The organism is Sporosarcina sp. FSL K6-1522 (genome assembly GCF_038622445.1).
Lineage (GTDB): Bacteria > Bacillota > Bacilli > Bacillales_A > Planococcaceae > Sporosarcina.
Genome location: NZ_CP152019.1, coordinates 3446358 through 3459725 on the forward strand (window position 1 = coordinate 3446358; position 13368 = coordinate 3459725).

Here is a 13368-nt window from a genome sequence, read left to right on the forward strand (position 1 = left end):
ATGGTATGTAAAGATTATGTTTATCCGATGGTAGATGTCACATTGCCATCTTGATCTTTAATGAAAGTTTTAACGACTTGTATGACCAAGTCTTTATAAGAAGATAAACGAATTTCTCCTTCTTTAGGCAGAAGTTTGTGCATAAGCTCGTTGACAACCGCTTCTTCAAGTTTTAATTGGACCGTACTCCCTCCTATTTCGAATCCACTCGTTGAAGCATGCTCCAATGCTATACTTATCTCTTTGCTCACTAACATCAAATCTTTCCCCTTAAGCAGTCGACCGCGTAGCAGCTTTCCAACCGTACCAGCTTGCTTCGCTCCGAGTGTGAGCACAGACGGCTTCTTATTGAACAAACCCTTCTTACCGGGTTCCCAAGCCAATTGATCCACAAATAAAAATCCGGTGTTCGAACCGTCACGATCTATACCTATTTGAACACTTTCCTGAACAGCAGGGACTCGTAGCATAGAATTCCGGGATAAGTCTGTAATATAACCCGGCATTTCTGCTTTTCCGGCTTCAAGTAAACCTCGTGTATTCCATATTTTCATAGCCTCCAGCTCATCCTCGGTGATCCCAACCATTTGAAGAAACTCAACGCGCCCGTTAGGCGTATGCAATGTATCAAGTTCTGGATCGGGTATAAAGGCAAGAGCCGTTAGCTGTGTATCGGCTCCCAAGCAGATTGGACCATTCGCATCTAAATAATCACCTGAGGCGAAAATATTGTTGCTATTAAACACATATCGCCCCATGTTTTGAAGCAGGTTCAATGCCCATGCCGGAGGCTCCTCCTCATCCTTACTTCGTGCCACCCGAAAAGAAAGCTCAAACCCATAGCCACTATATTCGGTATTCTTCAATTCCTTCTCATAAAGCTCCGAGAAACCAAAAGTGACAATATGCCAGTGCGGAGAAGGTGTTTCTGCTTGATAAGCACTAAGGCCATCTAATGGGTCTGGACCACCAAGCATATAAGATATTGCGGTCCCATAATGCTTCGGTTCCTGTTCCCCATATAGCTTCGTTAATGCTTCTTCAATGGCATCCCATCCTGTCGTATTTACTTCTTCGGTCATTATTTTCCCTCCAACTCGTGTGGTATAGTAATTGGCTTAACTTGAATACAAGGAGCAATAGGTATTTGCAAAGTTACCTGAAAGCAGATCTTCCTTTCGAATGTAGAACTGCAATTCTCCAGCATCCCACCAGCAGAATCCCACTTCCTGATCGGAGTCTAGTGCGAGCAACACTAGCGTATCCTGCACTTCCTGCTTCGCTCTAACAGCATCACCTTTGAAGTGATCCATAATCTGCTTTAACGCTGAATCCGTTGAATAGTCATACTTTTTGCCTGTCAACAGATGAAGAGCCGCTTCGTATTCACAATCCCCATGCTGGGTAGATGGATAACCGAACATCACAGCCAGATCACTTGGGTTCTCTTCAATCACCTCAAAGCATAAATCTTCATACTGATCATAATCATGCTCATCGTCTTCTACTATCTCGTAATCTACATAACCATAATTGGGAAGTTCCATCGTTGATCTTGCGCTCACTCGATATCCAGTAAACTCACCCTCAATGGCAGTCACTTCAGGCGAAGGGTAACGTTTAGCTTCCTGAAGCTTGTCTTCTGATAGATAGATTACCTTGTGCTTGATTCCATACGCAGGTTCATCCACTCCTACGAAAAAGTACAATATGCCTTTTACAGGTAGTAATGCTGCTACATCATGAGGTGCCAATTCACTTAAACGCAGCTGGGCTAGAAACGTCATGGAAGTTCCATCAGAATTTAGCGGCCATTCCAAGTTAGTGGGTAGATCAGGATCTCCCCCTATACGAGATAAGCATATTTCGTTGTATGTTTCGATCTCTTTCTTGGACAAGCGAATGCCTTGACGTACAGACCCTTTCAAATAATCCATCGCATGTTCGAACTGACATTCACGAACGATTCGCTCAAGTTTATTCCGGTTGTTATCACTTAGCAATCCTTACACCATCCCTTTATATATGAATTTCTATAACCTATGTAAATCCGACTAATCGAAATATAAATTCAACTTAATTGTAACATATAGGAAAATTCTAGACTCCTTCCTAGTATAGATGTTACCATTTTAAAGGTAAAGGCTACCAGATACATGACGAAGCTATTTCTAAAATAATCATTTGGAGGAAGAAATGAAAAAAAATCTTATTGACCAATTGAACGAATGGCATGAACTAGACGAACATCAGCGAATTGTTGATTCACTTTCGGCAATTCCCACTGAAGCACGAGACTATGAAACCATCAGCCATTTGGCTAGAGCCCATAACAATTTGGGGCTTTACGAAGAAGCGCTCGAGCAATTTGATAAAATTTCTGAAGCTGGAAAAAAGGATTCTCTATGGCATTATCGGGTAGGCTTTGCGCTTTATCATTTACAGCGCTATGAGGAAGCAGCTCAAGCTTTCAGCATGGCGGATCAATTAGAATCTGGCATTCAAAATACAAAGTACTTTTTAAGACAAAGTGCTCATAAAGCAGAGAAGCAAAAACGAGAACTACTTCGACTTACCAAGAAGAAAACAGCCCTGGAGCGTGGCAGTACCGTAGCGAAAAAGATTCCTTTTTCAAATATGCCTCTAACGGATTTCTGGGATGACAGCGAGTATGCAAGAACATCCTATCAATCTGAGCCACCCACGGATGAACTAATCGATTCAATCGAGAAAGAGCTTGGATATAAGCTCCCCTGCTCTTATATTACTCTAATGAATCAGCAGAATGGCGGGGTACCGATGAACACTTGCTTTCCAACAGAGGAGCCAACTTCCTGGGCTGAGGATCATATTGCCATTACGGGGATCATGGGGATTGGGCGCGAGAAAGGCTACTCCCTATGCGGAGATCTGGGCAGTCCATTTATGATAGAAGAATGGGGATATCCAGATATTGGCGTAGTGATCTGTGATTGTCCTTCAGCCGGTCATGATGTCGTGATGTTAGACTATCGAGCATGTGGTAAAGATGGTGAACCTGAAGTTGTTCATGTCGATCAAGAAGATGACTATGAGATTACCTTCCTTGCCGATAATTTTGAAGAGTTTATAAAAGGATTAGTAAGCGAAGAACAATATGATACTTCTGAAGAAGACAAAGAAGAAGACTTAGATAAAGTAACACATGGCAAGTTTTCTCCTCTGCTGAAGGAGCTATGCTCGCGGGTAACCGAAGTGGAACCGGTCGAACAGAAAATCCGCAATATATGTACACGAATTGTTGAAGAAAAGGGACATTTTTCTTTTCATGCAGATGAATTATCGTATGTCATGTATGATGTACAGTTTTGGTTATATACAAAGTCATATCCAGACACGAGTCGCGATCAATATTTGGCAACCTATGAGAAAATAATTGCTTTTGGCGAGGAATTCGGGCTAGGCGGATATGCTCCTTCCTTTATTACAGAGTGGTTTGATCATCGCATCAAGGAAGGGCGGATCATACAGAATCACGGGATGATTCGGTTTATCGATTCATATGTAGAGGAAGTAATTAATAAGTTAAAAGAAGCCTAATAGTGAAAAGAGCTCGCTTTCAAGCGGGCTCTTTATATGTACTATTATCTAGTCGATATGGAATTGGTAATTCCTTTAAAATATTAACAAAGTCATCTGTTATGTTACGGTTACGAAGATTTCGGATTTCGGATTGCGTACCAACCGCAACATTGTGCAACCTTCCAGAACAAATTATCGTACTAGCAACATTGCCAATCATACACCACTTTTGAAAAATCTCTATTTTTCAAAGCTTCCTTTGGAATAGAGAAAACACAATTCCCAGAATCCCCAAACATAATGCCGCATTCCTCATCGATATCCAGTTGTAATAAAAGAAAATCGCTATCATCAAAACCGATATAGTCATTTTGAACAAAATAGGGATAACCGCCAATTCTGCTATCGCTACTATAGCAATCATCGCCCAGTTTCTCATATTCTGCTTCTGATAGCTTATTCATAAAAACTTCTCGAAATAGATCTAATGAGGAAGACATAGGCATCTCCCTTGATTTAAAATATATTTTACCGCTGTGTGAAAAAGGAAGATTCCTATTATATTCTGCATTTTCATAAGGATGTTTCTTTACTAAACGTTCTTCATTTTCTTCATAACCTTCAATGTATTTCACGAGTATCGGATCTTCCAAGCCAAACATATCATCATTTGCAACAAAAAATTGCAGTAATCCCTTTTCTGGTAATTCATCTAGATTTTCAAGATCCTCTAGGTTGATTTGTGCTAAAAACAACATAGGTTTTCCAATTTGATCGGTTGGATACTCTTTATTATTTCTTAAATAGGGACATCCACCTAATTTACTATCCCAGGGTTTTGTTTCTTCACGCTTAAAACTTATCTCATTACTATATCTAAAAGTACCTTTAATTAGGTTTTCATGTTCTTTCAAAAGTTTAGGAATTTCGTATTTCATCAATGTAAGCTCCCTCCAATTCTACAATTTTTTTTATTGAAGTCGTTTATCCAGAAAGATCTTCAACATATTTAAGCCTTCTATTTCTCAAGGTAGTTCTTATTCTATAATCAGCATTTTTTATTTTGTTAATTGATTTGGTTCTACTGCATTTTGCATCCAGTGTTGATCGGTCTGGACGTGATTTTCACGAACAAATTTGGCAACGGATGTTGAGAAATTTTCATAAGAGAATTCTTCTGCTAAACGTACAACATATCCTTCTTGTGCGCTGCCAACCTTTGAACTTCCAGTAAAGCAAGTTTTGATGACAGACTCATCTCAAATCCCTCGATACAGCACGGGTACCGTTTCTAATCGAAGAAGCTTTGCCCACTCCATAGTTTCATCCCAAGACAAACAATGGTTCTTTTCATTCCAAATGGGAAACAAATAAAAATAATGCGTTAATTCTTCATAAAAGATAGAGTGCTTCGCATAAACATATTCGCCACAAACACGCCAATCCTCTGGAATCTCAAAAGCAAATGTTGCATGAAATAGTTTAAGCCAGTGCCTAGAAGGACGACCTTTCGAATCAATTGAACGGGCATGTTGATAGTTGGTATATAATGAAGTGTTTTCTCCGTCTAGTTTTTCAGTGACAATCACTTCTTTCCCTTTAAAATGATCGTTTGATTTTAATGATTTATCATCGTCAGCTTTCGTTCTGGACCAAGGCAGATGGAAGGTGCGCGGATATTTGATATACATGGTGTTTCTCCTTCCTTTAATTTTTAGCAAGTGCATCGCCTTCGGCAAAGAAATATAATTTCCATAGATATTCATCATCTAACAAATGATAGATTTCACTTGCTCCATTGTCTCCATATACAATCTTCATGTGCATTTGAATAATGTTTGCCGTTTTCATAACAAAATCATCTTCAAAGCCAAGTTCCTTAAGAAAATGTACTGCCATATGTGTACTTACGTTTTCGTAAAGAAAATAAGATGCATAATCGCGACCTTTTTTGATCACTTTGGTAAATGGCTTTGCAATATCGTGAAATAATGCAGCGATTTGCATTGCTAACTTATCATCTTCTTTATAGTTTTGACTGATGTATTCAAATACCTTGTATGTATGCACAAAGGGTGAGTGTGATGGGGGTTTTCTTGATTGTATTGGATCATAATCAACGACACTAAGAGAGTCGAATAAATCATTATAATTAGGATTTTGATTAAGTAGACTCACAAAAGAATTTTTAGAAATGAAGTATGGCTTTTCATGATGCACAATGTGGATTTGATCCCATCCTTCTCCATAGATGGGGAATTCAAAAAACCTGTACATTTTCGACATTATTTCTGCTTCTACTTTCCTTTTGCGTGAAGCATTACGAGTCAGACGAACATCATAAGGTGTATCGACGTAATAACATTCTTTCACAACATTTGGAAAACGAGCAATTCCTTTCATTCGGAGATCCCTATCAATATTCGTAGCATCTAAATGAGTTTTAGCATGTTCCATCACTCCTTTGAAACTTAAAGTCATTATAAAATGGAAAGATTTCTTTGATAAATTTCAAGAGTTTATTTATACAATTCTCACAACCAGCTATGCACGATTGTCTATAATGTTTCAGGTTCTTGTCATTGAAGTAAATTGATATCTCTGAAATTTGATCTTGAACCCTAAATCCCTCTACTTTCGTATAACGTATTTACGATATCAAATTATATTACCCTCGAATCTTAATTTCTACCAATATCATCAATTTTCCATTTACAATATTCAGTTAAATCCATCTTCGGGTTCACCGACATCAAATTTTAATACTTTTGTCGCTTCCAATTTAAATTTCCCTATCCAAGAATTCCAATCACCATTATCCATCTGTGCATAAAATGATAATCCACTTGGTTCTACTGAAGCCACAATAAAAACATCGGCATCTTCCTCCCCGAACCAATAGGGAAATCCATTTTTATATCCTATCCAACCCGGCATACGCTCATATATATTTGTTACTTTATCCCATACTTCATTGGGTAAATGATACCATATATTTAGATTGCATTTTTGAGAGTTTATGTTACTCATTTGTGTCCCTCCTTCAGCCTTAAACTTATATCAAAAACATACATTACTTATTATATCGATTCCCGCACGGAAAATTCCCAAAAAAATTTTCTACAATTAAATTAATTTTATTAGAATCTAGAGTTTCAAATGCTTCCGTTCCGCCAACCACTTCTTGATGCAGGATCTTTACCTCTTTCTCTTTTCAAATTCTTTCTTGGACTATCCTGCACTTTTAGTTCGATAAAGATAAAAAAAACTATGTATACAACTCAATGCTCTTCAACTAATGCGCTCAATTGTTGAATATAATTATTAAAGAAAAGCACCTTTTAGTTCTAGTACAATTCTAAAAAACTGCTGTACTTTCAAAATTTTGAGTTAGACATTATAAAACCAGTCTTTATTGCTTATCAATACATCCGTTAAGTATCGGTAAATTCTCTCTTCATTTTTCCAAATCCATTTATCAATATGTTCCATTACGGTTTCGTCACTATATTTATTTATCCCCATCGTATACATAGTAAGGATTTCATTTTCCTCTTTTGCTGTAAGTCTGCCTATAAGTGTGGCGGCTGAAGAATCATTTACTACTTCATAATATGTCCAAACTCCCGACCTATCGGACTGTGATTGCCAATTCATCATCTCTCTTAATTCAACATACCAATCAGGCAAGGTGCTTTGTTCTCTTAATTCACCAGATGCAATCATAAACAATTCCGCCATCGAATGATAATCATCGATGTTGTTAAAGAAGCTATCTATATATGTTTTATTAAATTTCATAGTTATATTTCCCCCACATAAAAAGTAAATAGCGATTTAATTTAAAAACTACTTCTATTTTATAATTAAACAGTAGCTTCACTCTTCTACCGCCACTAACCTCTCTCTACAAATATTGATATATACGCGATAAAAGATATGTTCTTTACTTCGCTCCATCTATCTCTTTTCTCCTAAATGATTTTCTTTATCTATGTACTAACTATTTATTTTTCATTTTATTAGTTACTTCATTAAATTCAAATCCCACTTTTTAACAACCGAACATTTCATTAGCTAGTTGAGAGATTTTGTGAACAGCATCTTCTATAAGATTTTGTTCATCCAAAGAGTATTTATCTTCATTAAAATAAAAGTAATTGCTGATATCTGCAAACGATAATGCAAGTTTTTTAGGAACAACATCTACATTCTTATATTCGACTATCAAAAACTCCATTGCAGTAACTAATGCATTAAATCTATCCTTGTTCAATCCTCCCCCTTCTCTTAGTTGTTGCAATATAGAATGTTCTCCCAAAATATTTTCATATACTACATGTAAAGCTTCATTTTTATTCATAAGCGGCTCCTTTAAAAACTTAGTCTTATTGCCGAGGAAGGAATATGCTCAACTTCAACTTCAACTTCTTTTAAGTCCTAATCTAATACATTACCCTTTTGATATATTTATAAACAGCTTGTTATAACAAAAATGGAGACCCTTGATTTAGCCAAGGGTCTAGGTATTGAAGCGCTCTGACATAACGTGTCACCAATCTCGTTCTCGAATCGCTTCTTCAATCTCAATATCGATTTCAAAATGTTGCAAAATAGCATCGACTGTTTCAGCAATCGATTCGCGCGCAACTGTTTCCAATTCACTATCATTGGCATAGAACTCATCCTGTAGCTCGTTAATCGCAATGGTCATTTTGTCTAACTGCTCCTGAATCTCCTCCGTTGTATGCTTGTTCGCCTCAATAAAATCGACAACTTCAACAATATGTAATTGGAGTTTGTCCACTAAAACCGTTGGATAATACGAATCCTCATACATATCAACTAGATATTTGAAATTAGCATCAATTTTCTTCATAATTTTCCCTCCGTTTCCATTCGTATAAATTATACTACATTCTATTCTTTATTGGACGATATAAATAAAAAAAGAGGAATGTATGTTCTTTTTGTAACAAAATAAGCCTCTTCACCAGTGTTTGGTCATCGCAATGGTGAAGAGACTGTTTTGGTTCTATACGATGTAGTCACATCACTAAACATCTCTACTATATAATTGATCGTTGTTGTGCAGTTACGACAAACATGTAATTCGTACTACAAGGCATTTAATCCATGCTATTTCCTATACATCCTCCTCGCCTCATGCGTTGCCAAATCAGCCAGTCGAGTTGTAATTGGCAGTCTGCTGTCTTTTTCTACAAAGTGCATCGTTATTTTCGTTGCGGTTTCTAAGTCAATCCAGTTGCCACAAGAAACAAAAATAGGTTTGACATCTTTCCTTGATCGTAACGTCCGTCCATAGACCTCATGATTGATGACAATATCCGTATAAGCACCTACTTGATTTTTAGGTATGATAAAATCTACAGCATTGATTTTCAAATAGGTTTTCGCTACACCAATGGTCGGCCTGCCTAACTCAAAAGAAGCATGCGTGGCAATTCCCATATGGCGAGTATGTAGGTAGCCGTTCCCATCGAACATATAAAGATCCGGTTGAATGGTTAACTTCTTCACGGTTTCTAATACTAAAGGTAACTCTCTAAAAGCTAGATATCCTGAAATATAAGGAAACGTTATTTTCTCCACATGGTGTACTTCCTCAACAACTTCTTTCGTAACATAGTCCACGACTACAATACAGCATGCGCCGTAATCGATCCCTTCCTCCATCCAATACGCGATATCTACACCGCCTACATATTTCATGTCTTCCATCTTGAATTTGTTTTGCAAGGATACTTGATTCACTAATTGTTCTTGTATGTGTTTTAGTTCTTCTATCGAATATGTTTGGTTCTGTTTGTTTTGCAATGTTCGATTCCCCTTATCATTTTGCATATTTCTATTATCTTATCTCATTTTCCATTCAAGAAAAAACACTTACCCGCTTATTCCGTAACGAATATGCGGGTAAGTGTTTATCTAGTACTATTCGTACTTTGCTCGTATGCATAACCAAGCTGATAGAGCAACGCCTCATCCCAATGCTTTCCGATTAGTTGAAAACCAATCGGCAGCCCGCTTGACGAAAACCCACAAGGTATGGATAATCCTGGATTACCCGTAAAATTCGTCGGACGATTCAATCGGATGAGGGCGTCTCCTACCAATTCTCGCTGATCTCCTAGCTGCACTACATTTTGTCCAATTGTTGTAGGCACAATCGGAAGTGTCGGCGTCAATAAGACGTCAACCTTATTGAAAACATGATTGAAGCCTTCGATTAGCTGATGTCGTTGTTGTTGAGCACGTATATAGTCAGAACTAGAGACTCCTTTACAGTCTAATATGCCCGCATAGACATTTGGATGATAACCCTGCCTGTTGTTCATAATATTTTCCGCATGCTCCGCATAAATTTCAGCACGTATCGTCATCGATTGTGCTCGAATGATTTCATCGATTTTTTCAAGTTCTACGTTTACTACATTCGCTCCTAGCATGTGATACGTATGAATGACTTCCTCCATTTTAGTAGCAACTTCACTTTCAAGGTTTTGATAATAATACGATGGAATGCCGATTGTTTTCCCTTGAATACTACTCCCTATAAAACGACTGTAGTCTTCAGCTGGCCTTTGAATCGTAAACAAATCCTTGTCATCCTGTCCTGCAAGTATCGTTAATAACAAAGCGTTTTCCATTACATTCCTCGTCATCGGTCCAGGATGATCGAGCGTATAGGCTAAATTATGAATGCCATATTTGCTTACTAATCCAAAGGTCGGTTTCATACCAACAATGCCACAAGCGGAAGCAGGAATTCGGATGGAACCACCCGTATCCGTTCCCAAAGCTGCAAAAGCCATTTTTGTCGCTACCGCAACGGCTGATCCGCTGCTCGAACCCCCGGCAATTTTTTCGGGATTGTATGGATTACGACAAGGCCCAAAGCCAGATACATCCCCAATTGGTCCAACGGCAAACTCATGTGTATGTGCTTTGCCAATAATAATCGCACCTGCTTCTTTCAATTTCGTAATAACCGTTGCATCATAGTCTGGTGTAAAGTTTTTGTACATTTCCGATCCCATTGTCGTACGGATACCTTTCGTGAAAATGATATCCTTCACAGCAATCGGAATACCGTGAAAAGGGCTTCTTCTTACCTCTTTCATCATTTCCTCTTCAGCTATTTTTGCCGCTGCCATCGCTTCTGTTTCACAAACCGTAATGAACGCATTATAGGTTGGGTTATCACGTTCAATGTTCGCTAGTGATTGCCTCACCAGTTCTACTGGCGAGATTTTCTTGTACTCTAATTGATTTGATACCGTTTGGAAACCCATCGGTCTACCTCCTATATTTCCGCCTGATACAAGGGTATCTCAGTTCCGCCCATCCCCCCCTGACAAATCAGAACAATGTATAAATAATCTTCATATATGCAGTCTAAACATGATTACTCCACATCGCAACTCCAAAACAACAAAAAACCCGATCCACTAACGGACCGGGCAACTCACTTCTCTATCTTATTTGTTATTTCGACAACTGTTACTTACGCCTCTTCGCCGAAGGAATCATATTAAACAAAATGTTCAACGCAATCGCCGTGACACTTCCTGCGACAATCCCATTGCTCGTTAAAATACGAAGGCTCGTTGGGAATGCAGCAAACAGTTCAGGCACAACTGTCACACCAAGTCCAAGACCAATTGAACATGCAATGATCATGGAATTCTCTTGGGAATCGCCTATGACTTTGCTTAACATTTTGATCCCTTGAGCGACAACCATACCGAACATCGCAACCATCGCGCCGCCTAGAACAGCATTGGGAATCACTGTTGTCACCGCAGCAATTTTCGGTACAAAGCCAAGCGTAATGAGCATAATCCCTGTAATCAAAATAATCTTACGCGACCGAACACCTGACATCTGTAGCAAGCCGACATTTTGTGAGAACGTTGTATACGGAAATGCATTGAATATCCCGCCGAGTAAAACCGCGATTCCTTCTGCACGATAACCTTTTTCAAGGTCTTTCTTCGTAATATCTCGCTCACAAATATCACCTAACGCAAAGTAGACACCTGTCGACTCAACGAGTGATACCATTGCGACCAAACACATCGTCAAAATGGCCGACCATTCAAACGTTGGCAAACCGAAGTAAAAAGGTTCAACCATATGGAAATAAGATGCTTCCTTCACAGCTGTAAAGTCGACCATTCCCATAAATGCAGCGGCAATCGTCCCGGCAACCAAACCGAGTAAAATGGAAATCGCGCGCATGAAACCTGTAGAAAATTTATAAATCAGGATAATCAGTAGCAATGTCCCGAAAGACAAAGCCACATTCTCCATAGAACCAAAATCGCTTGCCCCTTGCCCACCGCCCATATTATTAATGGCAACAGGAATGAGCGTAATCCCAATAATTGTAACGACAGAACCTGTTACAACCGGCGGGAAAAAGCGCACTAGCATTCCAAAGTAACGGCTAATGATAATAACAAATAGTCCAGACACAATAATGGCGCCGTAAATCGCAGGAATCCCCGATTCAGTACCAATAGCAATCATAGGTCCAACTGCAGTAAATGAACACCCTAACACAACTGGTAGCCCAATTCCGAAGAAACGGTTATTCATAATTTGTAAAATCGTTGCCACTCCACACATTAAAATATCGATGGAGACTAAATATGTCAATTGGGTTGATGTCATGCCCAGTTCCGCACCAACAATAAGCGGTACAATGACTGCACCCGCATACATCGCTAAGACGTGCTGAAGGCCTAAAGCGGTGGCCTTAACGGGATTGTTCACTTGGAAAGGTCCTCCTCAGCAAACGTCACTTGCCCGTTTTCGAGTGAGGAAACAATCGCCAATGACTCCACACGAATACCTTTTTCGCGGATCATTGTTCCGCCTGTTTGGAAGCCTTTCTCAATGACGATGCCAACACCTGCTAGCTTCGCACCTGCCTGCTCAACAATGTCTAGCAAACCAAGTACAGCTTGTCCATTGGCAAGAAAATCGTCAATGAGCAGCACCGTATCTTCGCTTGTAACAAAATCTTTCGAAACGGAAATTTCGTTCGTTTCATTCTTCGTAAATGAATGTACACTTGCTGTATACAAATGATCGATGAGCGTCAATGATTTACGTTTTCTCGCAAAGACAACTGGTACCCCTAAGACTAGCCCCGCCATCATGGCAGGCGCGATACCAGACGATTCAATCGTTACAATTTGTGTAATCCCCGCGTCTTTGAAACGCGTTGCGAACTCTTCTCCAATTGCTTGCATCAAAACCGGGTCAATCTGGTGATTCAAAAAGGTATCTACTTTTAATACCTGGTCCGATAATACTTTCCCATCTTGTACAATCTTATCCTTTAACAACTGCATGCTGTTATTCCTCCCTGTCATTTTCACGATCAAGGCCAAAAAAAAGAAGCCCTATGACCGTGCGTCCATTCATCCCATGAGTGGAGCAATGTCATTCGAGCTTACTTGTCGAATGGAATCGAAAAAGGGCATGATCTATCGATGATCCCCCGTTCAATTCGTTGCTGCCCATAGTCGATTTGTTTACGGCAAATCGGTAGAAACTTGCAGGCCATATCCCCGCGATTATATGAGTAAATTACGCTTATAATGTACTAATTATAGCATGGGAAAGGGATTTTTCAACGACTTGGAAAGTTAAAAAAGGATTCACTCTATTACCTTTTCATTCAATTGCGCTTGAATTTAGAATTGTACTAGCACCACAGATTTCTATACTTTTCTACGACTTAATCTTTTGTAAAAACATGTCGAATCTAGT

The 13368-nt window shown here is 38.9% G+C and carries 13 protein-coding genes, 1 pseudogene and 1 riboswitch; of the genes and pseudogenes, 1 reads left to right on the forward strand and 13 read right to left on the reverse strand.

Features of this window, described 5'->3' with window-relative positions; genetic code table 11:
• Nucleotides 1–20: 20 nt before the first annotated feature.
• On the reverse strand, nt 21–1082 hold the full coding sequence (locus MKY34_RS17185; RefSeq protein ID WP_342512338.1) for a suppressor of fused domain protein: 1062 nt from the start codon (nt 1080–1082) through the stop codon (nt 21–23).
• Nucleotides 1083–1118: 36 nt separating this feature from the next.
• Nucleotides 1119–2003 carry a YwqG family protein gene (locus MKY34_RS17190; protein ID WP_342512339.1) on the reverse strand — a complete coding sequence of 295 codons (885 nt, stop codon included), beginning with the start codon at nt 2001–2003 and terminating at the stop codon, nt 1119–1121.
• Nucleotides 2004–2196: 193 nt separating this feature from the next.
• Here MKY34_RS17190 and MKY34_RS17195 point away from each other — a divergent pair, with 193 nt between their 5' ends.
• A complete protein-coding gene (locus MKY34_RS17195) occupies nt 2197–3579 on the forward strand; it encodes an SMI1/KNR4 family protein (RefSeq protein ID WP_342512340.1) in 1383 nt (460 codons plus the stop codon).
• Between the two features lie 182 nt (nt 3580–3761).
• Here MKY34_RS17195 and MKY34_RS17200 read toward each other — a convergent pair whose 3' ends face one another.
• The 11 genes and pseudogenes from MKY34_RS17200 to MKY34_RS17250 form a co-directional block, all read right to left on the reverse strand.
• Nucleotides 3762–4499 (reverse strand): YwqG family protein, encoded by a 738-nt coding sequence (locus tag MKY34_RS17200; protein WP_342515292.1) that lies wholly within the window; start codon nt 4497–4499, stop codon nt 3762–3764.
• Nucleotides 4500–4619: 120 nt separating this feature from the next.
• Nucleotides 4620–5252 (reverse strand): annotated as a pseudogene (locus MKY34_RS17205) (RNA ligase family protein).
• 16 nt (nt 5253–5268) lie between these two features.
• Nucleotides 5269–6018 carry an HD domain-containing protein gene (locus MKY34_RS17210; RefSeq protein ID WP_342512341.1) on the reverse strand — a complete coding sequence of 250 codons (750 nt, stop codon included), beginning with the start codon at nt 6016–6018 and terminating at the stop codon, nt 5269–5271.
• A 264-nt stretch (nt 6019–6282) separates the two neighbouring features.
• Nucleotides 6283–6591 (reverse strand): hypothetical protein, encoded by a 309-nt coding sequence (locus tag MKY34_RS17215; protein ID WP_342512342.1) that lies wholly within the window; start codon nt 6589–6591, stop codon nt 6283–6285.
• Nucleotides 6592–6951: 360 nt separating this feature from the next.
• Nucleotides 6952–7362: a hypothetical protein gene (locus MKY34_RS17220; RefSeq protein WP_342512343.1), complete on the reverse strand. Its 411-nt coding sequence runs from the start codon at nt 7360–7362 to the stop codon at nt 6952–6954.
• A 253-nt stretch (nt 7363–7615) separates the two neighbouring features.
• The gene (locus MKY34_RS17225; protein ID WP_342512344.1) at nt 7616–7924 is read right to left on the reverse strand and encodes a hypothetical protein; all 309 of its coding nucleotides are present in this window, start codon (nt 7922–7924) and stop codon (nt 7616–7618) included.
• 189 nt (nt 7925–8113) lie between these two features.
• Nucleotides 8114–8440: a DUF5713 family protein gene (locus MKY34_RS17230; RefSeq protein ID WP_342512345.1), complete on the reverse strand. Its 327-nt coding sequence runs from the start codon at nt 8438–8440 to the stop codon at nt 8114–8116.
• 260 nt (nt 8441–8700) lie between these two features.
• Nucleotides 8701–9399 (reverse strand): endonuclease V, encoded by a 699-nt coding sequence (locus MKY34_RS17235; RefSeq protein ID WP_342512346.1) that lies wholly within the window; start codon nt 9397–9399, stop codon nt 8701–8703.
• A 107-nt stretch (nt 9400–9506) separates the two neighbouring features.
• Complete coding sequence (locus MKY34_RS17240; protein WP_342512347.1) at nt 9507–10877, reverse strand: amidase; 1371 nt, start codon at nt 10875–10877, stop codon at nt 9507–9509.
• A 208-nt stretch (nt 10878–11085) separates the two neighbouring features.
• Nucleotides 11086–12363: a nucleobase:cation symporter-2 family protein gene (locus tag MKY34_RS17245; protein ID WP_342512348.1), complete on the reverse strand. Its 1278-nt coding sequence runs from the start codon at nt 12361–12363 to the stop codon at nt 11086–11088.
• Nucleotides 12360–12947, reverse strand: coding sequence for a xanthine phosphoribosyltransferase (locus MKY34_RS17250; RefSeq protein ID WP_342512349.1), 588 nt, complete (start codon nt 12945–12947; stop codon nt 12360–12362). The genes MKY34_RS17245 and MKY34_RS17250 overlap by 4 nt, the downstream gene beginning before the upstream one ends.
• Nucleotides 12948–13098: 151 nt before the next feature.
• Nucleotides 13099–13200: riboswitch (purine riboswitch) on the reverse strand.
• Between the last annotated feature and the right edge of the window lie 168 nt (nt 13201–13368).